At 46.0% G+C, this 24,363-nt stretch carries 24 protein-coding genes; 12 read left to right on the top strand and 12 right to left on the bottom strand.

The features are described 5' to 3' along the window. Positions 1 to 116 precede the first annotated feature (116 nt). On the bottom strand, positions 117 to 692 hold the full coding sequence (locus tag AC1YY3_RS02205; protein WP_481822900.1) for a YggT family protein: 576 nt from the start codon (positions 690 to 692) through the stop codon (positions 117 to 119). After that, a complete protein-coding gene (gene proC / locus AC1YY3_RS02200; protein WP_481822901.1) occupies positions 689 to 1,516 on the bottom strand; it encodes a pyrroline-5-carboxylate reductase in 828 nt (275 codons plus the stop codon). The genes AC1YY3_RS02205 and proC overlap by 4 nt, the downstream gene beginning before the upstream one ends. 424 nt (positions 1,517 to 1,940) lie before the next feature. On the opposite strand from proC, the gene AC1YY3_RS02195 reads away from it, so the two are divergent. The 3 genes from AC1YY3_RS02195 to AC1YY3_RS02185 all read left to right on the top strand — a co-directional run bounded on the left by AC1YY3_RS02195 (position 1,941) and on the right by AC1YY3_RS02185 (position 5,956). Beyond that, positions 1,941 to 2,465 (top strand): disulfide bond formation protein B, encoded by a 525-nt coding sequence (locus AC1YY3_RS02195; protein ID WP_481822902.1) that lies wholly within the window; start codon positions 1,941 to 1,943, stop codon positions 2,463 to 2,465. Positions 2,466 to 2,516: 51 nt separating this feature from the next. Beyond that, entirely contained in the window at positions 2,517 to 3,437 is a 921-nt protein-coding gene (locus tag AC1YY3_RS02190; protein WP_481822903.1) for a class I SAM-dependent methyltransferase, read from the top strand. Between the two features lie 242 nt (positions 3,438 to 3,679). Continuing rightward, positions 3,680 to 5,956 (top strand): primosomal protein N', encoded by a 2,277-nt coding sequence (locus tag AC1YY3_RS02185; protein WP_482194285.1) that lies wholly within the window; start codon positions 3,680 to 3,682, stop codon positions 5,954 to 5,956. 128 nt (positions 5,957 to 6,084) lie between these two features. Here the strand turns inward: AC1YY3_RS02185 and moeA are convergent, their stop codons facing one another. Both moeA and mobB read right to left on the bottom strand, forming a co-directional pair. Further along, positions 6,085 to 7,329, bottom strand: coding sequence for a molybdopterin molybdotransferase MoeA (gene moeA, locus AC1YY3_RS02180; protein ID WP_481822905.1), 1,245 nt, complete (start codon positions 7,327 to 7,329; stop codon positions 6,085 to 6,087). Further along, positions 7,326 to 7,856 carry a molybdopterin-guanine dinucleotide biosynthesis protein B gene (gene mobB, locus AC1YY3_RS02175; protein ID WP_481822906.1) on the bottom strand — a complete coding sequence of 177 codons (531 nt, stop codon included), beginning with the start codon at positions 7,854 to 7,856 and terminating at the stop codon, positions 7,326 to 7,328. Before mobB ends, moeA begins: the two co-directional genes overlap by 4 nt. A 112-nt stretch (positions 7,857 to 7,968) precedes the next feature. Here mobB and AC1YY3_RS02170 point away from each other — a divergent pair, with 112 nt between their 5' ends. The 6 genes from AC1YY3_RS02170 to AC1YY3_RS02145 all read left to right on the top strand — a co-directional run bounded on the left by AC1YY3_RS02170 (position 7,969) and on the right by AC1YY3_RS02145 (position 14,325). Further along, entirely contained in the window at positions 7,969 to 8,469 is a 501-nt protein-coding gene (locus tag AC1YY3_RS02170; RefSeq protein ID WP_481822907.1) for a DnaJ domain-containing protein, read from the top strand. Between the two features lie 8 nt (positions 8,470 to 8,477). Continuing rightward, entirely contained in the window at positions 8,478 to 9,365 is an 888-nt protein-coding gene (locus tag AC1YY3_RS02165) for a M23 family metallopeptidase (RefSeq protein WP_481822908.1), read from the top strand. A gap of 38 nt (positions 9,366 to 9,403) precedes the next feature. Further along, positions 9,404 to 10,387 carry an RNA polymerase sigma factor RpoS gene (gene rpoS, locus AC1YY3_RS02160; RefSeq protein ID WP_481822909.1) on the top strand — a complete coding sequence of 328 codons (984 nt, stop codon included), beginning with the start codon at positions 9,404 to 9,406 and terminating at the stop codon, positions 10,385 to 10,387. Positions 10,388 to 10,764: 377 nt separating this feature from the next. After that, complete coding sequence (locus AC1YY3_RS02155; protein WP_481822910.1) at positions 10,765 to 11,457, top strand: prepilin-type N-terminal cleavage/methylation domain-containing protein; 693 nt, start codon at positions 10,765 to 10,767, stop codon at positions 11,455 to 11,457. Positions 11,458 to 11,470: 13 nt separating this feature from the next. Then, positions 11,471 to 12,328: a hypothetical protein gene (locus AC1YY3_RS02150; RefSeq protein WP_481822911.1), complete on the top strand. Its 858-nt coding sequence runs from the start codon at positions 11,471 to 11,473 to the stop codon at positions 12,326 to 12,328. Further along, the gene (locus tag AC1YY3_RS02145) at positions 12,307 to 14,325 is read left to right on the top strand and encodes a bifunctional diguanylate cyclase/phosphodiesterase (RefSeq protein ID WP_482194284.1); all 2,019 of its coding nucleotides are present in this window, start codon (positions 12,307 to 12,309) and stop codon (positions 14,323 to 14,325) included. Before AC1YY3_RS02150 ends, AC1YY3_RS02145 begins: the two co-directional genes overlap by 22 nt. A 94-nt stretch (positions 14,326 to 14,419) precedes the next feature. Here AC1YY3_RS02145 and AC1YY3_RS02140 read toward each other — a convergent pair whose 3' ends face one another. From AC1YY3_RS02140 to AC1YY3_RS02130, 3 genes are all read right to left on the bottom strand, one after another. Next, positions 14,420 to 15,283: a carbon-nitrogen hydrolase family protein gene (locus tag AC1YY3_RS02140; RefSeq protein WP_481822913.1), complete on the bottom strand. Its 864-nt coding sequence runs from the start codon at positions 15,281 to 15,283 to the stop codon at positions 14,420 to 14,422. Continuing rightward, a complete protein-coding gene (locus AC1YY3_RS02135) occupies positions 15,273 to 15,872 on the bottom strand; it encodes a GNAT family N-acetyltransferase (protein ID WP_481822914.1) in 600 nt (199 codons plus the stop codon). Before AC1YY3_RS02135 ends, AC1YY3_RS02140 begins: the two co-directional genes overlap by 11 nt. Positions 15,873 to 16,289: 417 nt before the next feature. Next, entirely contained in the window at positions 16,290 to 16,952 is a 663-nt protein-coding gene (locus AC1YY3_RS02130) for a class I SAM-dependent methyltransferase (RefSeq protein WP_481822915.1), read from the bottom strand. 256 nt (positions 16,953 to 17,208) lie between these two features. Here AC1YY3_RS02130 and AC1YY3_RS02125 point away from each other — a divergent pair, with 256 nt between their 5' ends. The 3 genes from AC1YY3_RS02125 (at position 17,209) to xseA (ending at position 19,881) form a co-directional block, all read left to right on the top strand. Beyond that, the gene (locus AC1YY3_RS02125) at positions 17,209 to 17,832 is read left to right on the top strand and encodes a DUF2238 domain-containing protein (protein WP_481822916.1); all 624 of its coding nucleotides are present in this window, start codon (positions 17,209 to 17,211) and stop codon (positions 17,830 to 17,832) included. Between the two features lie 169 nt (positions 17,833 to 18,001). Then, positions 18,002 to 18,511 (top strand): flavin reductase family protein, encoded by a 510-nt coding sequence (locus tag AC1YY3_RS02120; protein ID WP_481822917.1) that lies wholly within the window; start codon positions 18,002 to 18,004, stop codon positions 18,509 to 18,511. A 17-nt stretch (positions 18,512 to 18,528) separates the two neighbouring features. Further along, the gene (gene xseA, locus AC1YY3_RS02115; RefSeq protein WP_481822943.1) at positions 18,529 to 19,881 is read left to right on the top strand and encodes an exodeoxyribonuclease VII large subunit; all 1,353 of its coding nucleotides are present in this window, start codon (positions 18,529 to 18,531) and stop codon (positions 19,879 to 19,881) included. A 180-nt stretch (positions 19,882 to 20,061) separates the two neighbouring features. Here the strand turns inward: xseA and AC1YY3_RS02110 are convergent, their stop codons facing one another. From AC1YY3_RS02110 to petA, 5 genes are all read right to left on the bottom strand, one after another. Beyond that, on the bottom strand, positions 20,062 to 20,436 hold the full coding sequence (locus tag AC1YY3_RS02110; RefSeq protein WP_481822918.1) for a ClpXP protease specificity-enhancing factor: 375 nt from the start codon (positions 20,434 to 20,436) through the stop codon (positions 20,062 to 20,064). Then, entirely contained in the window at positions 20,433 to 21,038 is a 606-nt protein-coding gene (locus AC1YY3_RS02105) for a glutathione S-transferase N-terminal domain-containing protein (RefSeq protein WP_482194297.1), read from the bottom strand. The genes AC1YY3_RS02110 and AC1YY3_RS02105 overlap by 4 nt, the downstream gene beginning before the upstream one ends. A gap of 173 nt (positions 21,039 to 21,211) precedes the next feature. Then, on the bottom strand, positions 21,212 to 21,934 hold the full coding sequence (locus AC1YY3_RS02100) for a cytochrome c1 (protein ID WP_481822920.1): 723 nt from the start codon (positions 21,932 to 21,934) through the stop codon (positions 21,212 to 21,214). 1 nt (position 21,935) lies between these two features. Further along, the gene (locus tag AC1YY3_RS02095) at positions 21,936 to 23,354 is read right to left on the bottom strand and encodes a cytochrome b (RefSeq protein ID WP_481822921.1); all 1,419 of its coding nucleotides are present in this window, start codon (positions 23,352 to 23,354) and stop codon (positions 21,936 to 21,938) included. Then, positions 23,351 to 23,950: a ubiquinol-cytochrome c reductase iron-sulfur subunit gene (petA, locus tag AC1YY3_RS02090; protein WP_481822922.1), complete on the bottom strand. Its 600-nt coding sequence runs from the start codon at positions 23,948 to 23,950 to the stop codon at positions 23,351 to 23,353. The genes AC1YY3_RS02095 and petA overlap by 4 nt, the downstream gene beginning before the upstream one ends. Positions 23,951 to 24,363: the final 413 nt, after the last annotated feature.

Raw genomic sequence — 24,363 nt, 5'->3', positions numbered from 1 at the left:
TATGGCTAATTTTATATCAAATTAGTGCCTTAACTAGGGTAATTTTCAACATCTTCTACTATGGCTAGAGATTGCTTCAATGCCTTATTGCAAATAGGTATTTTTGCGCTTTAAAATCAACTGATTAGACTAGCTAATTGATGTATTGGCGGTAAAATTACCATCTTGGCAAGCTGCAATAGCAGCAATGCGGCTAAAGGTGACAGGTCTATACCGCCAAAATCAGGGATGAATTTGCGGCAAGTGTCCAACAAAGGTTCTGTCAGGCTATGCAAGATGGATGCCGTTGCATTAAAACTGCCTGGATTTAACCAGCTTAAGATTGCTCTAGCAAAGACCGCGTAAATAAACACGTTAATCAACAAGGAAACCAAATTGCCAAAAGATAACAGGGCTAATGCGCCAATACCGATGCCAAAACCTTTTAGCATTAATATCAAATAATCCGCCAACATCTGCAAACTGAGTGCTAAAACGATAGAAGATGTGTCTATTTTGCCCACTGGCGGGATATAGCGTCGCAAAATTTTCAAGATCGGGTGGGTGATCTTGACCAGGAACTGGGAGATCGGGTTATAAAACTCGGCGCGACTCCATTGCAACAGGAAGCGCAGCATGACCGCTAAGATATACAGCGAAAATACCGAGTCGATGATAAAAATGGCCGGATCGGTCATATAGTTTGCATTCATGTGTTAGCTTCCATTTGTTTGGACATTTCAATTGAGCGGTCTCTTGCCGCATGTAGGGCTTGTGCGACGAGTTCGGTAAAACCACCGCGTTCAAGAGTTTCTATTGCTTGCTGAGTCGTGCCACCTGGGGAAGTGACACGTTTGCGTAACTCGCCTGGCGATTCTGACGATTCCAACGCTATTTTAGCTGCGCCCAACGCAGTTTGTTGAATCAGTAAGCGGGCGGTCGCCTCGCTTAAGCCCAATTCGACGGCGACTTTTTCCATTGCTTCCATCAGCAGAAAATAATACGCAGGGCCGCTACCGGAAACTGCCGTTACCGCATCCAGTTCACTTTCATCATCAACCCAGAGTGCAATGCCTACAGCACGTAAGATGGTTTCCGCCAAATCGCGCTGCTCAGGGCTGACCTTATCGTTGGCATATAAAGCGGTTGCCCCCGTCAACACCAGAGCGGGAGTGTTGGGCATACAGCGTACGATAGGCGTTTCAGGGCACAGCCATTTGGTCAAACTGGTGATGGTAATCCCCGCAGCAATCGACACGACCATTTGATTGGGGTGCAGACAAGGGCAGATTTCCTTGGCAACTTGCGCCAAAATTTGCGGCTTAACCGCTAACACCACGACATCGACGGCAGCAATGACTTCCTGATTGAGGTGCGTCACATTAACGCCCAAATGTGCGGATAAGCTAGTCAAAGTGTCTGGATTAATATCCGATACCCAAAGCTGCTTAGGCTCATGACCGCTGGCGACGAGACCATTTACTAGACTTGCTGCCATATTGCCGCCACCAATAAAACCTATTTTTGTTGTTTTCATGTTGTATCAATTATTGGGAAAGTAAGTGTATTCTACCCAATATAGGGTCAGACCTGAAAATCTCAAGCACATTCTTCACGACTCACTGTGCTAAAGTACGTCAAAAATCCAATCTGTCGATGATTGATACAATTTATATTGTGCAGCAACACCCGCGCAGTCAAAGAAATTTTGGCAGGTTTTCTCATCTGCTGCATTGCTTGAACGACTGCCATACGGCTTTTTGCACACGGTATGTACTCTTCAATGATTGATGGGCTGACGTAATGTATGGAAACAATCAAGCAGGTAAAGAGACAAACTATTCTGGGACGTTATACAATCTGTCCAGTTATATGAGGTTGCTAGCAGATCTCAGAATTAAAATGACCTTATTGTTTTCAGTGCGAGTCATCAAAGTTAAGTTTTTCAAGGAATGTTAGGCATGTTAAGGCTGTTAAAGTTAAATTCGCAATCCTGGTTTTTTTTAGGTTTTTGGGCATGTGTGGGGTTGCTGGCTGCGGGCTATTATTTCCAGCTAATTATGAAGCTGGAACCTTGCCCATTATGTATTTCTCAACGCATTGCTATCTTTTTGACGGGCTTGTGCTTTCTATGCGCGGCCTTGCATAATCCAGGGCAAACCGGCACACGGCGTTATGCCATTTTGGGTGCGGTACTTGCGCTGTGTGGCGGAGCGGTTTCTATACGTCATATATGGATACAACACCTACCGCCCGACCAAGTGCCCGAATGTGGTCCAGGGCTAGATTATGTGTTAAATAACTTTCCCTTCACAGAAACCCTCAAGCTATTACTAAGCGGAACGGGCGATTGCGCGAAAGTGAATTGGACTTTCATGGACTTAAGTATGCCCACGTGGACATTATTTGCTTTTTTAATATTGGCAACGGTAAGTATTTTGCAATACTGGAATTATCAAGAGAAAATAGAGTTGATTAAGAAATAAATTTCCTTTCCATTATTTTTACAATCCAGCCTTAATCGAGACAACATAATTATGAACAAACCTCTGTTGGCGTTACTGGTAGCAATTCCCTTCTTATCCACATCTTTCTTATCAACAGCAGCCGATAAACCGAAACCGACCGCATTGCAGCAAGCTATCAACGGCAAACACCGATCAGCAGAACACAAACACAGGGATCAGTATCGCCACCCAGAACAAACACTGGCGTTTTTTGATGTCAAAGAAGACATGACGGTGGTGGAAATATCGCCCGGTGAAGGTTGGTATACCGAAATCTTGGCTTCCTATCTTAGGGACAAAGGCAAGTTGTATGCCGCGCATTTTTCACCTGATAATCCAGAAGCTTACTTTAAAAAAAGCCTGAGCGTTTTTCTCGACAAAGTCCATAAACAACCCAAATTGTACGATAAGCTTGAAATCACCGTATTACAGCCACCTAAAGAAGTGCAAATTGCGCCTGATGGTTCTGCGGATAGGGTATTAACTTTTCGTAACGTCCATAACTGGATGAAAAACGACCAGGCGACTGCGGTTTTCAGTGCAATGTTTAAAGCCTTAAAACCGGGCGGCATTCTTGGTGTTGTTGAACACAGAGGCGCATCAATTAAGCAGCAAGATCCCAAAGCATTGTCGGGGTATGTGAGCGAAGATTATGTTATCGCCCTCGCTAGAAATGCTGGTTTTGAGTTCCTGGCAAAGTCAGAAATCAATGCCAATCCCAAAGACACCAAAAACTACCCCGAAGGAGTCTGGACACTACCGCCCACGTTGAAACTTAAAGACAAAGATAGGGATAAATACCTGGCTATCGGCGAAAGTGACCGGATGACCATCAAGTTCATCAAACCCCAGCCGAAATCCTTAGCCAGCTTTCTGCCCAGCCAATTATTAGGAAGCATAGATCGTGCTGATTTGTCCGAGATACCTGCTGTAATCCACAATAGCAAGTAAATTAATAAAAAAATAAACCCGCACCGTTAAAGTGCATTTATTTTTTGTAAGCGATTGATAGTTAATAGCAATATATTGCGAACAATAACTGTGCAATGTAACAAAACTGTAATAAAAACCGTTACTAAGGGGCTATCAAAAGAGTTTATCAACAAAGTTATCCACAGTTTTTGTGGGTAACTTAAATTACCTTAAGGCTTAGAATAACTTAGCTCAACAACGTAACTTTCTATTAAAGCACAATGCCTAAGTTGCCGGATGCAACATCCCGCCTAATTCTAAGAGTGGCGATAGCCGTTCCGCTCTACCGACTGTTTGATTATCTCGCGCCTACCGATGTTGATGTACACAGTCTTGCTTCCGGGATGCGGCTTGAAGTGCCGTTTGGCACTGGCAAAAAAATCGCTTTCCTGATTGAAGTTAGCCAACATAGTGAGATTGCGCTTGAAAAGCTAAAACCCATCGTACGCATTCTGGATGATAAGCCTTTGTTGTCTGCAAAAGACATCCATTTATTGCATTGGGCAAGCGATTATTACCATCATCCATTGGGTGAAGTGTTCAATGCAGCATTTCCCGTCAGCTTGCGCCAAGGTAAGGTGGCTAGAATACAACCACAACAATGCTATGCCTTGACTGAACTGGGCAAGGCGGCGACCAGTGAGCAACTCAAGCGATCTGCCAAGCAACAAGCGGTATTGGGATATTTTCAAAGCCATTACCCAGCCAACTTGACCGAAACCGAACTTACCGACTGGGACAAAAACTGGCGACCTGCGGTAAAAGCCCTATTAGCAAAAAGCCTGCTCACACAAACACTTTCCGAAAAATTCTATATTTCGCAACACACAGCCGGAAATGTACGAGCTATAAAAACACCCGACGAAACCATCCACGACAACGCAAGCAATCTGCAACTCAACACAGAACAGCAAGCAGCCATAACCGCTGTCATTAATAGCTTGGGAAAGTTTGCGGTATTTTTACTGGAAGGCATCACCGGCAGCGGTAAAACCGAAGTCTACATGCAGGTTATCCAAACCGTGCTGGAACGTGGGCAGCAAGTGCTGGTTTTAGTACCGGAAATCAACCTGACTCCGCAATTAGAACAACGCTTCCGGCAACGATTTTCGGTGGCAATGACCTTATCGCACTCAAACCTGACCGATAAGCAACGGCACACGGCATGGCTTAACATGCAGCAGGGCAGCAGCGCGATCCTTTTGGGTACACGTTCTGCTTTGTTTACACCATTGAAAAAACCGGGCTTGATTATCCTGGATGAAGAGCATGATGCTTCATTCAAGCAACAAGAAGGCTTCCGGTTTTCTGCCCGTGATGTTGCCATCATGCGCGGCAAATTGCTGAATATTCCGGTGCTGCTTGGTTCCGCCACGCCATCGCTGGAAAGCTCACATAATGCCAATCAACAGCGCTACCAGCACCTTATCCTGTCACAACGCGCTGGTAATGCGGTAGAGCCAACGCTGCACTTGTTGGACATCCGAAACAAAAAGTTGCATCACGGACTTTCTGAGACCTTAGTTAGCGAAATCCGAAAGATTCTTGAAATCGGCGAGCAAGTTTTAATCTTTCTGAATCGCCGTGGCTTTGCACCCACCCTGATTTGTCATGGTTGTGGCTGGGTAGCACGATGCCGCCATTGCGATGCCAATATGGTTATCCACAACTATGAGAACTTGCTGCGCTGCCACCACTGCGGAAGGGAACAACGATTACTGCCCACCTGCCCTGCTTGCAAAACGGGCGAATTGACCCCTTTGGGCTTGGGAACAGAACGAATTGAAGACGCGCTACGCGACTTATTTCCCGACAAAGCACTGGTTCGACTCGACCGCGACACCACCCAACGCAAAGGCTCACTGGAACGCTACCTTACCCAAATCAATAACGGTGAAGCCAACATCATCCTCGGCACCCAAATGCTCGCCAAAGGCCATCATTTCCCAAATGTCACCTTGGTGGCGATTGTCGATGTCGATAGCGGCCTGTTCAGTATCGACTACCACGCGACGGAACGGCTGGCGCAAATGATAATTCAGGTCTCAGGCCGTGCCGGACGTGCCGAAAAACCCGGCAAAGTCATCCTGCAAACCCGCCATCCCGACCACACCCTACTCAATACCCTTATCAGAGAAGGTTATAGCCATTTTGCCCAAATCGCCTTGGCAGAACGCAAAGAAGCAGCATTACCGCCATTTAGTTACCACGCCCTACTCAGGGCGCAAGCAGGCAATCCAAACCTGCCGTTGGCTTTCTTGCAAGCCGCCGCCACAATAGCCAAAACCTACAAAACAGACCACACCCAAATACTGGGACCTGTTTCCGCGCCCATGGAAAAACGCGCCGGACTGTTCCGCTACCAACTCCTATTCCAAAGCAACAAACGCAGCGACCTGCAAAAATGCTTGAACGAACTCATCGCCAACATCGACAGCATCACTCACGTCAAAAAAATCCGCTGGAGTTTGGACGTAGACCCGGTGGATTTGTTTTGATGGTGTTTTAAGTTCCAGAATCAAGATATAAGGACGAACGGCTTGTGTTAATTCCACTCGTAGTGAGTCCTGCGACACTCTCAGCAGGGGTCTTGTCGATTCCGTTCACGGTGAATCCTATGGCTTCCTTAAATATGCACACTAAACGGCTCAACCAACACTTGTTCACCACTAGATGCGCCCTTACACTCGGCGGACAGGATAATATAGCAATTGCTCCGGCTCATGGAGCTGAGGATATGTGAGCCTTGTTGTCCGGTTGAAGCCACAAAAAAATTGCCGTCAGTATTTTGGGTGAGGATGCCGCGCTGAAATTCCTGGCGGCCTGGGGCTTTTTTCAGGGTTGTAGTGCAGGTTGCCAATAATCGTAACGGCTTGTTTGCCAACGCGCCAGAAAGTTGTTTAAGTGCTGGAGCAACAATTTGTTGATAAGTGACCATCACCGAAACCGGATTACCGGGCAGACCAAAAAAATAACACGACCCGATTTTACCGAAAGCCAGCGGCTTGCCGGGCTTGATGGCAATTTTCCAGAAATTGACCTTGCCGCAATTTTCCAAAATATCTTTGACATAATCAGCATCCCCGACTGAAGCACCGCCCGTGGTGATAATCACGTCATTGCATTCAGCCGCTTGCTTAAGTGTATCCTCAAGCAACTGCCTGTCATCGGGTATTGCGCCCATATCCACTGCGTTGTGGCAAGGGTCAGCCAGTAGTGCAGCCAACGCATAACGGTTGCTGTCGTAGATTTTTCCTATTTGGGGCTGTTGACCAATTCCCATCAATTCGTCGCCCGTAGAAAAGACGGCAATGTTCAGTTTGCGCCTCACAGGAACATCATAGATTCCGGCGGCAGCCAGTAAGCCTATGTCGGCAGGCGATAGTTTTTTTTGACCCGGGCAGAGTAAGCCACCTTGAGCAATATCTTCACCCGCTGCCCTGATGTTCTGATATGCCGCAATAGTTGCCGGAAATGTGATGTTTCCCCCATCCGCGCTAACCTGTTCTTGAATAACCACGGAATCGGTTTCATCCGGCAACACAGCCCCCGTAAAAATCCGCACACATTGCCCTGCTTGCAACGATCCTTGAAATGGCTTGCCTGCCCACGAAATACCCACCAAAGTGAGCGTAAACGGTTGGTTGGCATCAATATCCTTGCTGGATAAGGCATAACCATCCATTGCAGAATTCCTGTCGTAAGGAATATTGATAGGTGAAAAAATATCTTCTGCCAAAACGCGCCCCAGGGAGTTTTTTAACACCACCCGTTCCGAAGCCATGACCAGCTGTATCGCGGACTTGATTCTTTCCAGTGCGTCATCAATGCTTAATAACGGTGACGGTTCAAGGCTGCACGGATCAATCATGTTAGTCCCATAAATCGTCGAGTAATAAATTTTGCAATCATCTCAAGATGGTTGAGGTCTAGTTGCACCAATGTTGAGGGCATTTCTAACGGAGTATCGCTGGCAACCGCAATAATGCTGGGGTCGTTAAGGTAAAGCAATGGGTTGTTAAGCGACGGCCTGTGCAGTTCGATCTTAGGGAACTGTGTTGCCTTGAAACCTTCAACCAAGATCAAATCCAGCCCTGACTGGTCGAATGCCAATAACTGCTCGTCCAGCACGGGTTCAGTTACAGCTTGAAATTCCGTGATGATTGCCCGTCTATGCGTAGATACCAGCATGACGGGAGAGGCACCTGCCTCGCGCAAACGGAAACTGTCCTTACCGGGTTGGTCTATTTGAAAATTATGGTGGCTGTGTTTGATTAAGCCAATACGCAAACCTTCCTGCTTTAAAATCGGGATGAGCTGCGTCAACAATGTGGTTTTTCCTGTTCCACTAAAAGCGGCAAAGCCTAAAATGGGAATCGTAGCGTTTTTTAATGTCATCAGAGCCATTAAATAAAAAGGTGCAAGTTTCGTTAGTAACGGTATTCTAAGGTATTATTTAAGCTGCAGCTAAGAAATAACAGCCTCAAACGGCTCAGTGCCGGAGAATAGTGTGATTCGAATTTACCTGGTTTTGTTGTTGATCATTATTGCATTTTACGCTTTACGGTCTTTTAAAAAAGCATCGCCAGCGTTTGTGGCGCGTATTGTCAGAATTTTGGGATTTTCCTTAATTGGCGGTGCGTTCATTTTTCTGGGTGCAACCGGTCACTTAAACGGGGTGTTTGCATTGCTTGGTATCGCCGTCGCTTTTGCCGTGCGAATGTTGCCAACCCTGCTACGTTATGCGCCTTATTTACACCGCTTATGGCTGGAATTTACCGCAGCCAAGCAGCAGCAATCATCAGGTCAGCAAGGTGGTAGGGTCAATCCTAAAGGGACGATGGCAAAAGAAGAAGCTTATGAAGTATTAGGGCTAAAACCGGGAGCACCAGAGCAGGAAATTGTTGCCGCACACCGTAAACTCATGCAAAAAATTCATCCTGATCGTGGTGGCTCAGATTATCTGGCTGCCAAAATAAATTTGGCAAAGAAAATTTTACTGAATAAATAACACCTGCCATGATTTTTCAAACTTCAAAACCTATCACGTTAACGATAGGGTTAGTACTTATGTTGCTAACGGCCTGCTCCCAACCACCCAATTACGCCCCAGTAAAAACCGTTAACCAAGCTATTGAGCCGAATAATGGTTATTATCTCCGCAAAAGAGTGTCCAGTAATCCACTAAATAATACCGATAAATCGCAAAAAACAGCAAAAGGTGGTTTGGATGGTCAACAACACAAGCTTGCTCAGAACCATACGACAGTGCCAGCCATAAAACAAAAAACCCAACCGCTGTTAAGTACCAAAAATTCTGATGTTGATAAAAAGTTACCGCCAAAGCAACAGAAAACCCCGAAAATCGACCAACAAGCAAGCGATCAATCCAAAAAGCAGTCCATTCTTTCAAACGCTGACAAAATTCCTTTATCAAAAAATACCAAGAAAAATGCGCCACCTGTTGACAAAAATCTATTAATATCGAAAAATAATAAAGAAAAAACATCAATTATTTCAATTGATAATAAAAAGGTGTTAAAGTTAAACTTTCAATTGCCAATAAAGGGTAGAATTTCCAGAAATTTTTCTCAAACCGATAATAAAGGGATTGATATTACCGGAAAGGCTGGACAAGCGGTTAAAGCCGCTGAGGCAGGAAAAGCGGTTTATTGTGGACAGGGACTAGCAGGTTTCGGAAATTTGGTGATTATTAAACATAACGAAACCTATTTAAGTGCTTATGCCAATAACAGTAAGCTTTACGTCAAGGAAGGGCAACGCGTAGAAAAAGGTCAAACAATTGGACAAGTTGGTTCAACAGGATTAAAGAAAGCAGCATTACATTTTGAAATTAGAAAAAATGGTATACCAATCAACCCACTAACATTAATGCCGAAACACTAGCACCGCTTTCGATTAGACAGACTAATCTGGGAATTAATATGAACGAAGAAATATTTGAACCCACCGATGAAGATATTTGCATCCTCTTTGAGGATGATCTGCCTATTGAGGAAGATCTTGATGTAGAAGATTTTGTTATTGATAAGCCGACTGCTGTTGATGCAACCCTACTACAAGCAAGAAGTGACAGCGGCTTTGATGCCACACGGGTTTATTTAAACGAACTGAGCCGCTCACAATTACTCACCGCCGATCAAGAAAAATTTTACGGTAAACGCGTTCTTAAAGGTGACCGCGAAGCCCGTAAAATCATGATTGAAAGCAATTTACGCTTAGTCGTAAAAATTTCCAGACGCTATCTCAACAGAGGATTGCCGCTATTAGACTTGATTGAAGAAGGCAACCTGGGCTTGATCCGCGCGGTCGAGAAATTTGACCCAGAGCGTGGCTTTCGTTTTTCAACGTACGCGACCTGGTGGATACGCCAGACTATAGAACGAGCCATCATGAACCAGACGCGAACGATACGTCTGCCAATTCATATCGTCAAAGAAATGAACACTTACCTCAAAGTCCAGCGTCAATTGGCACAAGTGCTGGATTACGAACCCAGCGCCGAAGATGTTGCGCGGCATTTGGACAAGCCCGTCAGCAAAGTCGAAAAAATGCTCAAGCTGAACGAGCGGGTGACCTCTATCGACATTCCCGGTGGTAAGGATTTTGACCAGCCACTAGTTGATTCCTTATCTGATAGGGAAAGTGCATCACCAGCGGAGCAACTACAAGAAGACGGAATGAAGCAAAATGTGGCTACCTGGGTATTTCAATTACCGGAAAAGCAGCGCGAAGTCATCTGTCGCCGCTACGGTCTGTGCGGATATGAAGATTCAACCCTGGAAGAAGTCGCTCAGGAATTGAACGTAACCAGAGAACGCGTTAGACAAATCCAAATGGATGGCTTAAAACGGTTAAAAGAAATTCTGGAGGTAAATGGTTATTCGTTTGAGGCAATCTTCAATTAAAACAAGTTGATGTCATTCATGGTACGACAAGGCTCTCCTGAAAATATCTACTTGCTTATCAGCCAATCGTTTGTAAATTGCCATGAAAATAAAGGTGTTTTGTTAATCAGCTATTGTCATATTGAACCGAAAATTTGTCCCAAAAGGTGTTGACCCATTGGTTAACCTATTTCGTTAAGTTTTGAGATACAGTCCACAGAATACTTGGCTACAACACGCTATACTACCATTGGGACTGAATTTATCTTCCTTAGACCATTAAGTCTATGAATAGAGTTTAACGGTTTTAATCGACACAGCAATATTAGTAAAGGGGATTGTCTAAATGAAATATGAACTGTTCATTATTTTTGAATTTTACACGTTTTGTAAGCAGTATGTCTGGGACTAGCCCTATTTTCTCTCAATGTGGTAATCAGGCTCGCTTGATATTAAAGTGGTTTCTTGATGTGCGTGAGTGCGTTTTTTGGGTATACAAACCCCAAGATTGTGGACAAACCCTGCTCCTGAAAGGCAGGACACAAGCCGCTACGAGGGTGAACAATAAGGTCTCTCAGCAAGTACATAGAAAAAACTCTGGCGGCTACGGATTTACGCTATTGGAACTCCTGTTCGCCATAGCAATTATTGCAGTGTTGACAGCAATTGCCGTGCCTATCTACAACGGATATATAGACAAAGCTAAGAATACGACCGCCATTTCCGAAATCTATGCCATTCAAGCCTGTATTGAACGGTTTTACACGGTGAATTTCAGTTATCCGCCAACAATAACTGAGATTGCTTCCTGCCTGCCGAACAGCGGCATAGACCCCTGGGGGAAAGCGTATGTATATCTTAACCTTATCGAGGAAGATAAGCTCAAAGGCAAAGATAAACCCAAAGGTGAAGACAAAGGCGATGACAAAAAACGGAGAGACCATAAAGAAAACCCAATCAACACGTTATACGACTTGTACAGCAAGGGTAAGGATGGCCTTTCAAAGTCACAACTTGATAATAAGGAAAGTGTGGATGATATCGTCCTAGCCCATGATGGTGCTTTTGTCGGACTCGCCTCTGATTTCTGAATAAACTTAACCAATGGTGCGGAAACTATCTTTGTTCGACAATAAGGTGGCACGCCGTATCTTGGTTTCGTTCATTCTGGCGGCGTTGATTCCCATTGGGGTACTTGGGCTGCTCTCATACCAGCAGGTTGGCGAACAACTCCGCGCACAAACCGTCAAGTCCTTACATAAAAGTTGTAAAAGCTATGGTATGGGGCTTATCGAGCGCCTAAACCTAGCAGAAAGTTCCCTACGCCTGGTGGCGATAACCATTAAGAAATCGGGCAAAGGCGGAAACCAGATTACGTTAGATCATCAACAAAGTCTTCTGGGGCAATTCGACAATGTAGCGGTCATTACCATTGATGGTGAAAAAAAATCGTTGCTTGGAAAGGCCGAGTTTTTCCCCAACCTAACGCAACAGGAAGCCCAAGAGATCGGCTCAAGCAAGACGCTCATAAGGCCGATAATAGAAGAGGGGACAAGAAATGAGCGGCTATGGATGGTCGTCAATCTCGTCGAAAACCATCCAGAAAATGGGCTATTGGTGGGTAGCCTGAAACCTGAACTCATCTGGGATGTAGAAAATATCGAACCAAATCAACTATGGGTAATAGATGAATCTGCCCGATTGATGTTTGCTTCGGATCCAAGTTTCAAGTTCCCGTCCGAGGTCATCGTTAAGTTCCCGCAAACCAACAGTGGGCATTTCTCCTGGTTACATGCGGACACAATCTATGTGGGCAATTTTAGAACCGTCCCTGTCAAGGATCATTTTTCCGCTTCCGACCTGACCATCATTTTAGCGCAACCAGAAACATTGGCTTTCGCAGCCATCCAGCAATTTAGCGCTTTTATCCGCCAGTTATCTTGCTTACTGTTCTTATCGTAGCCTATTTAAGCACTAAGTTGATAACAAAGTATTTAACCCCGCTCGAACGCTTGAAGGCTGCGACCATCAGGATTGCAGACGGCGATTTTAGCAGCCGCGTGAACATCGACAGCCGAGATGAATTTGAAGCGTTGGCCGACTCGTTTAACGAAATGACCCGTCGCCTGCGTAGCCAATTCGATATCCTGTCCACTATGGCGGAAATCGACCGCCATATCCTGTCATCGTTAAACGCCGATGACATAATCGAAACCGCCTTGAGCCGCCTGCCCAGCATCCTGTTTTGCGACTTGATTTCCATCGCCAAGATTGACCCCGAGACTTACCATGTGAGCGACATCCATACCCGGCGAACCGGACAGGACACCGAAATCAAGACCGGGCCAATTAAACTGAACATGCAAGATGTCCTGGACTTGCTTGCATTGCAAAATGATGTGATCGAGACCAGCACTGATGGGAAGTTGTCGGCTTACCTTCAAATCTTCGGGGATATGGACAGTTGGCGGTTCTTGATTATTCCGATTGTTGTGAACGGAACATTATCGTCGATGATTTGCCTTGGCTATCAAGCACCCAACCCTATCCCACCGGAGTCACGCAGTGCGGCGAGAAATTTTGGTGACCGCATCGCCGTTGCCCTCTCCAATGCCGCATGGGAAGAGAAACTTTACCAGCAAGCGCACTATGACTCCCTGACAGGGCTACCCAATCGGTTAGTCCTCAATGATCGCTTGGCACAGGAGTTGGCTCGCGCCAAGCGCGACGGCACCCAGCTTGCCGTGTTTTTTATCGACTTGGATCGCTTCAAGACTGTCAATGACTCTTTAGGACACACGGCAGGCGACGAACTCCTGACACTGGTTTCGCGGATTTTTGTCAATTGCGTCAGGGAAACCGACTTGGTCGTCAGGATTGGCGGGGACGAATTCGTCATCGTCATTACCGATCTCCATAACCACCATAACCCGATGTCGCTGGTGAGCAGCATCGCCGAAAAAATTCTGGCCTCCCTTAACCAAACCTTGGTGGTTGCAGGCCATCCCATGACTTTCTCGGCAAGCCTAGGGATCGCCGTATTCCCCAGTGATGCCGACAACGCCCAGGATTTGCTCAAGAATGCGGATGCCGCCATGTACCACGCCAAGGACGAAGGTCGCGCCAATTTTCGATTTTATTCTCCCGAACTGAATGCGGCTGCACTGGAAAACATCAAACTGGAACAGGAACTGCGTGGTGCGATTGCCAGGGAAGAGCTTCGGGTCTACTACCAGCCCAAGGTTGATTTGAATCGACGAATCGTTGGGGCGGAGGCATTAGTCCGCTGGCAACATGCCGAAATGGGAATAATATCGCCGGCGAAATTCATCCCTCTGGCGGAGCAAACTGGCCTGATCGTCGAGATTGGGCAATGGGTTCTTGAGCAGACGTGCTTGTGGGTCAAAGCGTGCCACGACCGAGGCTTGGGGCCTGTGCGCGTTTCTGTCAACCTTTCGGGCATTGAGTTTAAGCGTCCTGAACTGGTAGATAAGGTTGCGGAAATACTCTCCAAAACGGGGGTGAACCCTCACTTTATTGAGCTGGAACTAACAGAATCCGTGGCTATCGGAGATCCCAAGACCTGCATTGAGCGAATGCACGACCTTAAAAGCCTTGGGCTTAGTCTGTCTATGGACGATTTCGGGACTGGTTTTTCGTCCCTATCCTATCTTAAAGAACTGCCGCTCGATGTCCTTAAGATCGACCAATCGTTCGTTCGCCATCTTGAATCGGAGGAGAGCAGCCGGGCTATCGTTAAGTCTATTCTTGCCCTCGCCAATGGCCTGGGCATGGAGACAGTCGCCGAAGGCATTGAAAACGATGCCCAATTTGAATTTCTGGAACAGCATCAATGCCACCTATTCCAGGGATTTTTATTCAGCCGCCCGATACCCGCTGAGGATTTTTTAAAATTGTTGGAAGTGGATTCAGTCAAGGAGTCCCTGTCGAAGCATTAGCAGAATCAATAGCTTGCCGATTATCCTGCGTTCTTCGATAAACCCAGCTACCCATATGAAAACGCTGAGTTTCGTACCTGAACCCAGCCTTGAATTAAACCAAGGTGTTTTGCAAAGACCAATCTCGGTAATTAAAAACTTGACCTTGCTCTCGCACCACCTCGCACGAATCTAGCGAGATCTCACCGTACACCCATTGCACCGCATTCAATTCGCCAGCAACCAGCACTCCGTTATCAGGGAAACCGCGATCAACGGGAGTATAAATTCCCGCCGCACCGATATTGACATCAACCGCTTCTGACCAAGGCGCATTGCCGACCAGGCAAGATTGCACGACGTAACACTGGTTTTCCAACGCCCTGGCTTGACAACCGATTTTGACGCGATGATACCCAGCCAAGGTATCGGTGCAACTGGGTACCAGGATCAGGTTTGCACCCATTTCCACCTGCTTTCTCGCCAGCAGGGGGAATTCGCTGTCATAACAAATGTTAATCGCGATTTTGCCGTACTCGGTGTCAAAGCATTTTAGTTCCGAGCCGCCTTTAATAAACCATTGCTCGTTTTCAAAGCGTGTCATCATCAGCTTATCCTGGTAATCAACTTTGCCATCCGGCATAAAAAGATACGCACGATTATGATAAATGCCAGTCTCGATTTCTACCGGAAAGCTACCTGACTGGATAATGCACCCATGCTGCTGCGCCAAAGTCTTGAACAAGCCAAGATAATCCTCATGCACTGACTGCATAGAGGCGAGCTGCTTACTTAAAGATGAATAAACCGCTTTGCCGAATAAGGAAGCCAGCTCCATGCTGGCGTATTCTGGAAACAGCAATATCCGTGCATCTTGCTGTGCCGCCTCAGCAACCCAACGTTCGGTTTTGTTCCGGTAATCCTGCCAACTTTCCAGAAAGCTGATGTCGTATTGGGCTGATGCGACTTTAACTTTCATGTTTCAGCCAGAATGTCATTGGTTTTGCGGTCTCATCTTCATCATCCAAATCTTTCCAGAGATAAGTGGTTTTCAGTTCAGGATGCTTGACATAACCCCGCTTATTCCAGAATTTGTCCAATGGAATGTAATCTACAGGTCGTCTTGGGTGATCGACCGGACGCTCGACGCAACAAAAAGTAATATGCTTAAAGCCGCCTAACTCCTCCGCATGGGCTTCCCGTTCCTCGAAGAACCGGACACCTAAACCCAAACCACGGTAAGCCTTATTCAGCACGGATTCACTGCAATAAAACACTTCACTTAAATCATATCCATTATCAAGAAACGGCTTTTTCAGTTCGTCCGTTTCATACTTCATCGGGATGGCGGTAGACGCGCCGACAATCTTATCGCCGTCAAAAGCCAGCACAATCACGCTTTCAGGGTGGTCAATGTAAGTCTGTAGGTATTTTTTCTCATAATCCAGCGTACCATCGTACAAATAAGGAAAATCCCGGAACACTTCGATTCTTAATCGTGCCAATTCGGGAATATAATCAATCAGCGCCTCGCCGCTTTTTCGTTCGACACGGATGGTTTTAGTCATGTTTTTATCACATCAGGTAAATAGGTTCAGGAAGCTCTGATTAAGCCTTTCGACGACCAACGGAAGTGCCCGTGGTGCGAGCTTCCTTCGACAAGCTCAGGACGAACGGTAACTGGTTGATTGCGTTCGTCGAACCATGAATGGAATCACAAGTTCAGAGTTTCCTTTATTTTATCCGAATCCAATCAATGGTAGTAGGTTAAACCTGTAACTTGATATAGGGCGGAGTGACAAACCTAGGTTTGTCACTCCAAAATACACGCGACTCACAGGCATGAAGCCGACAAGTTCATTAAAAAATACACGTTTAACCCACTACCCAATCAATGCCCCCTAAATTATTAGCCTATACTCGACTACATGTGATTAGCATGACAGGAGACGCGGAAGTAGTTGGCGTGACCTGGGCTTTAGCTGTTAAGTCACGACCATTTTAATGTAAGGCTTTGAAATACCTTGGATAGCAAATGACGTATCTAGTTCTGCCCCCCATCTTTTTGCGATTTTAAGCTCTGCTTCCCTATAAGCGTCGTCCAATAAGATGACGCAGCCTGATTTCAATCGTTCTCTCATGGTTGGGACCAACCCATACCTTCCTCCCTTGGTTCTTCTGGGAGGGCCATCACACACGACCAAGAAAAAATTGTCTGGCATCCTATCTAACGGGACATCGTACCAACAAAAATCACCATAATCCTTGAGAGGTTTTGTACAGACGACGGAATCTAGCTGGTAATTATTTAAATGATGTTGCACTTTTGTCGCCCATGCAGGTTTATGTTCAAGTACCCAATGACGTTGACCTTGCCTTTTGGCGATGGCTCCTAGCAGGATGGTGGACAACCCAGAGCCGCATTCCAATATCGGCCCGTTTGACTTAAGCGCATAATCTATGCAACTGGCAAGGTATTCATCCATGGCGCTCCAGGCTTCATTTCCCCAACCGTAGATCAAGTCAGTGAGAATCGGATTCCCAGGGGATGCACAAGCACCAGGGTCTTGCAGGAACTGCTGCATGGCTTGCTGGAAAACGGCATCACGACGCTTGCCCCGAAAAAAGCTGCGGATTAGTGACGGCACTGATTTATAGTAGGTTTCTCGAAGAATACTACGTGTTCTGGGGGACGGGGCAAGCTTCAAGATATTTTGCACTCAATTTGTCGTTGATGTTTTAAAACCAATATAACAGATTAAATCATTAGTGGATTGATGCGCCTCGTGCCTCGGCACACCCTACACTTAGCGCAATCTTACGGGTTCTGTCTTGAAATCTGTAAAAGGATTTCCTTCCCATAAGCAACTTGATAAAATCGCAAACAAATAATCCATCTCAAATATGTCAATTCAACGCCCAAAACCACTCTTATTATCTTCATTCGTCGTAGTGCCGTTGTTGGGGTTGTCCGGTGCTGATCCCTATGACCACACAACATGGGCATTAGAAGTATTCCCTATAATCGTTGCGTTGCCCGTCCTGTGGGCGACTTATCGTCGTTTCCCGCTGACCACCTTGGTCTACGGCTTCATCTTCATCCATGCCTGTGTGCTGATGGTTGGAGGGGCGTATACGTATGCGCGGGTTCCACTTGGTTTTGAGATTGCCGATTGGCTCGACCTTAGCCGTAATCCCTACGATAAGATTGGTCATTTCTTTCAAGGTTTTGTCCCTGCGCTTGTTGCCCGTGAAATCCTTATTCGTGGTGAATACGTACATGGAAGGAAGATGCTCAGGTTTATCATCATTTGCATCATCCTTGCTATCAGCGCCAGTTACGAATTGATCGAGTGGGTTTCTGCGCTTATCCTAGGTCAAGGCGCTGATGAATTCCTGGGTACACAGGGCGATTCGTGGGATACGCAATCCGATATGTTGTTTGCGCTCATCGGTGCGACCACGGCCTTAGTGCTGTTTTCGCGTGTCCATGACCGCCAGATCCAACGCTTACAATCGGAAGAATAATCTGCCTAACAATTCGCCTTACATAAGCTGTGCATTTTTGCGTTGAATAATTAACCTGCATTTCGCGGGTGTTGTACCATATTGCCCTTAATTAAATAAAATATTGGATTTCGGGGCTTCTCTATTAAGGCAACGGAATACCAAGCATCAGCAAAAACTGGAGCAATGAATGGTGGTAGGTTCGGAAGATTTTAAAAAAGCCTTACAATTGTGGGCGAGCGGCGTTGCTGTGGTCACTTCGCACTCAGAAAAATACGGTATGCGCGGCATGACAGTGACGGCTTTTTCCAGCGTTTCCGCCGAGCCACCACAAATTTTAGTTTGCGTTAACCAATCCGCCGATACTGGGGAGAATATCGACCAAAACCAGCGTTTTGCGGTGAATATTTTGAATGTTAATCAGCAGGATGTTTCCAATAATTTTTCCGGTGGTAGTAGCCAGGAAGAACGCTTTGCCAATGCTGCTTGGCATATCGGCAGCACTGGTGTACCTATCTTAGATGACAGTATTATGTCGATGGAATGTAAGGTTGTAGAAAAAGTCCGAGCGGGAACGCATTGGGTTGTCATCGGCGAGGTACAGGAAGCGAATTGCCGCTCTGGTGAGCCTTTACTGTATTTTCGTAGCCATTATCGGGAGCTTGCAGATAAGCAAAATAGCAGGACAAGTTACGATTAACACCATATCCTTAAGCCATACCTCTCGTGCCGCAAATAATCTACACTGTCAGCCAGCTCAACCGCGAAACCGGGGCTTTGCTTGGGGAGCATTTTTTCTCGATTTTTGTCGAAGGCGAAATCTCCAACCTCAGCATCCCCTCATCCGGGCATTGTTATTTTACGTTAAAGGATGCCAACGCTCAGGTACGTTGCGCGATGTTCCGTGGTCAACGCAGGCAGTCATTCAAACCAGAAAATGGCAAACAGGTGGTCGTCAAAGCGCAAGTTAGCCTGTACGAACCCCGTGGCGATTACCAGCTAATCGTAGAATACCTAGAAGAAGCGGGTGATGGCGTATTACGACGGGCATTTGATGCGCTCAAACTCAAATTGTCCGAAGAAGGGTTGTTTTCGACGATAAACAAAAAAGACTTACCCCTTCTGCCTAAAGCGATTGGTGTTATCACTTCGCCATCGGGTGCCGCCATCCGCGATATTTTGACGGTCTTGCGGCGACGGTTTGCCGCCGTCCCCGTCATCATTTATCCCGTTGCCGTTCAAGGCGAGAATGCTAAGGTTGAAATCGCCAAGGCGATTGCCACGGCTAACAGCCTTAAACAATGCGATGTGTTGATACTTGCCAGAGGTGGCGGCTCGCTGGAAGACTTGTGGGCGTTCAATGAGGAAATAGTTGCCAGGGCAATTTACGCCAGCCAGATTCCGGTTATTTCCGGTGTTGGGCATGAAACCGATGTCACAATCGCGGATTTTGTTGCCGATCTACGTGCCGCAACACCATCAGCCGCAGCCGAACACGCTACGCCAGATCAACAACAATGGTTATATAAATTCAATGAATTAGAAACACAGCTACAACAACACTTACAGCGTCTACTTAGACAGCAGCAGCAAAAAGTAGACTGGCTAGTCGGACGCTTGCAACAACAACATCCCCAGCAAAAACTAAGCCGCAACCAACAACGCTTGGCTGAACTGGAATTAAATCTAAAAAAAGCGGTGCAGTTAAGATTGGCACATAACCGGAGAATCGTCGAAACTCAAACCGCTCGGTTATGGCAACAAACGCCAATATCAGCTATTCGGCGCAAACAACAGCAGCAAGCTTATCTTAGCGAACGTTTGGTTTCGGCAACAAACGCTTGCCTGAAACACAGCAAACAACACTTACTCAACACCAGTCAAACCTTACATGCAGTAAGTCCGTTAGCTACTTTAAATCGTGGTTATGCGCTGGTTACGGAGCAGGCTTCTGGGCAAATCATTAGATCGACTAAGCAAATAAAAATAGGCGATAAGCTATTGACCCGCCTGGCAAAAGGACATTTCACCAGTCAAGTTAATGAATTGTTTGATGATGAGAGAAAATAATATTATCTAAGGCAGTCAAGTGAGCAAGGCTAATTATAAGTTGTCGAAGTACAAAGCCCAGTATCATTGATGAACACTTAGGTTTTCACTCTATATTACGAACCAATGCTGTTGCGTTAATAAATAAGCTCCACTCTTGCTGAACCCCACATCCCTGTAGGCAGCCCAACACCTAAGCTCTCACTTAACTACCCTCAAACTCGGTTTGTTAGGTGGTGTTTGCACAGGTGGCGGTTCGTTGTCGTTGTTTTCTTGGTCGAAAACTAAGCCCTTGCCGTTTTCCTTGGCGTAAATAGCCATGACCGCATTCACAGATGCGGCAATTTGCATGGGTTTGCCGCTAAATTTGGCATTAAACTCGATGAATTCGTTGCCAAGGGAAAGCGCGGCTATGGCTTGAGGACGCATATTCAGGATAATCTTGCCGTCTTCGATGTAATTTGTCGGCAAGTTGCCTTTGTTGATTTCCGCATTGACCAGAAGATGGGGTGTTAAGTCATTATCAACAATCCATTCGTAGACGGAACGAATCAAATACGGTTTGAGCGAAGTCATTTAGGTAGTTCGGCCATCTCTTTTTCATCTTCGCTGAGGCTGCTTTTGAAAGCAGACCTGCCAAAAATGCGTTTGGTATAGTTGGTGATAGCATCATTGGGTGTGATGACATCAATCCCGACTGAAGGTAAACGCCAAAGCAAAGGTGCAAGAACGCAGTCTATCAGGGAGAATTCTTCACTCATAAAAAAGGGTCTGTCGGCAAAAATAGGTGCTGCTGCGATTAAACTTTCCCTAAGCTGCTTTTTTGCACGTCCAGATTTTTTGTCGCCAGACACTAATATTTCATCCAGTAAAGGATACCAATCTTGGTCGATGCGCTTGATTATCATCCTGGCATTGGCGCGTGAGACCGGATCCATTTGATGTAGCGGTGGGTGCGGAAAGCGTTCATCCAGATATTCCATGATGATACGCGAGTCGTAAAGCACCAGATCGCGTTCAACTAAGGTTGGCGATACACCTGTGGGATTGAGTTCAAGCAATTCTTCTGGCGGATCGTTCGGATCGTAATATTCAATTTCAGCAACAATAGCCTTCTCGTGCAAGACGAAACGGGCAGAATGGCTCATTGGGCAAGTGGGTGTGGAGAAAAGCGTCATGACGGATCTACGGGAAAAAATATTTGCCACAAATAACAACCTCTTGTAAGCGAGCGGGGCGGTTAAAATGGCGGCATTATAGCATGGAAGACAAGTTTGCTACCGTTTCCTTGTTGATATGGTGATTATGATGCTGGCAATAGAAACATCCTTGTTCCTTAAGAAGGCGTTAGTTAGTGTACGTCTTTCCAGTATTCTTTTTTGAGCAAATAGGCGAGGAGTAAGAACATGCTCAGGAAAAATAGCACATACTTACCCATACGTTCCCTTTCCAGCTTAATGGGTTCGCCGACATAAACCAGGAAGTTCACGAGATCGTTGACCATCGCATCAAATTCTTGTTCTGATAACGCACCAGGGACATTAACGGCTAGGCTTTCTATTTCTTGTTTGCCATCGACGGTTTTGAATGTGGCTTTTTGTTCGCCTTGTAGCTGCCAAAAGACATTGGGCATACCGACATCCTTAAATATTAAGTTATTGGTTCCTAATGGTTTTTTTGGGTCAGCGTAAAAGCTTTTTAAGTAGCTATAGATCCAGTCTGCACTACGGGAACGGGCAGCCAGCGATAAATCGGGTGGTTGAATACCAAACCATTTTTCTGAATCATGAGCATTCATCGCGGTGTTCATCTGTTGATAGATAGTCGCGCCTTGAGGCGCAATATCGGACAACACTTTTTTATCGTCAATACCGAAGTCCAAAGACATCCGCTGGTAGCGTATGTGCTTTATGGAATGACAACCCAGACAATACGTCACAAAATGTTTAGCACCACGTTGTAACGATTCACTGTCGGTAGGATTGATCTTTGCGTGTTGGAGATGGGCGTTTTCTTCGGCAAGCACACCAAAAGACAATGCCAATAATAAGATCGTGATAAAAATATTTTTCATATTAATCGAGGCTCGCTTTTATTTTTTTTGCCACTCGGCTCACAACCCTGAGAATTCCCTTTGGATTAGGCCGTCTTCTTAACACGGTAGAACCATAAAAAGACTTCATATCGTCTGGATTGGTGACGGGTTTTAGCACAGTCATTTCGTCAAACACTTCCTTTAGAGCCGGTATGTGATCTTCTATTGTGGGTTGTTCTGTTAACCGTGTCGGCAAAGGTTTAGCTTTTTCCCAACGGCTATAAATCGGCATCAATAGGAAGAAACCAAAGTAGCCCAAAGTAAATATGCGTGAAAAAATGGTTCCAGTCGGAGTTACCGGTTGCGTTCCCAGATATCCCAAAGCGACAAAGCTGACCACAAGGACGAATAGCGCTTTTTTAAAGATGCCACCACGATAGCGTACCGATTTGATAGGGCTACGATCTAACCAAGGCAATATAAACAGCACTGCGATGGAGCCAAACATGGCAATTACACCGGCAAATTTATCCGGTATCGCCCTAAGAATCGCATAAAACGGGGTGAAATACCAAAGCGGGGCAATATGTTCAGGTGTTCTTAGTGGGTCGGCTGGAATAAAATTGTCGGACTCAAGGAAAAAACCGCCCACTTCAGGCAGGTAAAAAATAATGGTTGCGAAGAAAATCAAAAACACCCCCACGCCTACAAGGTCTTTGACGGTGTAGTAAGGGTGGAAAGGAATGCCGTCCAGCGGAATCCCATTCGCATCTTTGGTCTTTTTGATTTCTATACCATCCGGATTATTGGAGCCAACTTCATGTAGCGCAACTATATGAAGAAAAACCAGCATCACCAAAACCAACGGCACGGCAATGACATGGAAAGCGAAAAATCGATTCAACGTTGCGTCTGAAACCACATAATCGCCACGTATCCACAGTGATAAATCATCACCAACGAACGGTATAGCGCTGAATAATGAAATGATAACTTGTGCTCCCCAGTAGGACATCTGCCCCCAAGGTAACAAATAGCCCATGAACGCTTCGGCCATTAGCGCCAGGAACAGTAGCATACCGAAAATCCAGATCAACTCCCTGGGCTGTTTGTAAGAGCCGTAAATCAATCCTCGAAACATGTGCAGGTAAACGACAATAAAGAACGCCGATGCACCCGTTGAGTGCATATAGCGAACGAGCCAGCCCCAATTGACATCGCGCATGATGTACTCGACCGAATCGAAAGCCAGCTTTGCGTCCGGTTTATAATTCATGGTTAGCAAAATGCCAGTCACAAACTGATTAACCAAAACCAGCAAAGCCAAAGAGCCAAAGAAATACCAGAAATTAAAGTTTTTAGGCGCGTAGTAATGCGCCATGTGTTCATTCCAGAGCTTGGATAGCGGAAAGCGTGCTAAAACCCAGTTACTGCACTCAGTGATACGATTGGTTTTCATGCGGCTTTTCCTTCTGTAGTTTCACCGATGACGAGCAGCGTGTCTTTTACATAGTGATGTGGCGGTATTTCAAGATTGGTTGGAGCGGGTACTCCACGATACACACGACCAGCCAAATCAAATCGGGAGCCATGACAAGGGCAGAAAAAACCACCTTTCCATTCCGCGCCGAGATCATTTGGGGCTATTTCTGGACGAAATGTTGGCGAACAACCAAAATGCGTACATAAGCCGACGGCAACAAAAATCTCAGGTTTGATGGCGCGTAAGGAGTTCTTACTGGTAGTTGGCTGAATGGAGTCGCGGGAATGAGGATCACTAAGCTGGTCTTCCAATGTCTTTAAAGTTTCAAGTACGGCTTTGGTTCTATTGAGAATCCAAACCGGTTTGCCTCTCCAAGCGACCCTAATTAATTGCCCAGGTTCCATTTTGCTCAGATCAACCTCCACCGGTGCGCCAGCCGCCATCGCTTTAACACTGGGTTGCATTTGGGCAAGAAAAGGGACGGCTAAATAGCCTGTGCCGACAGCGCCAACGACGGTTAAGGCCGACGTTAAAAACTGGCGTTTAGACTCATCGACGCCTTCAGTATTCATTGTGTAACTCCCGATTATTATTACTGCGCTTGTTCATGGTTGCAATATACCACTAGAAGCTAGTGGATTTGAAGTACTGGGTTGAATTAATAAATGCGCGAGGAAACTTGCCAGGCATCATTATTGATTTGGCTCGATAAAGTTTGAAACCATTCGGGCTGAACTTGCCTGAGTATTGTGGTCTTCCGACGGTTTCAGGCCTCGAACGGGGCCAGCACTTCTAATAACTAAGTTACAGAGTTTGCGCACAATGCCGTCAAGTTAAGGAAGTAAACGCGCTCTCCTGTTGGAGAGGGTTGGGGTGAGGAGAATTAACACAGGGAAAAGGCTTATATCCCCCTTCATCCCCGACTTCTCGGCAACCGCTGAAGTACAGGATTTTCTGAATGCAGCAAACGCAGGAGCAGTTTGTC

It is taken from the genome of Methyloglobulus sp. (assembly GCF_964779595.1).
The sequence above is the reverse complement of the archived record's forward strand: the minus strand, read 5'-3'. Positions and strand labels throughout refer to the sequence as shown.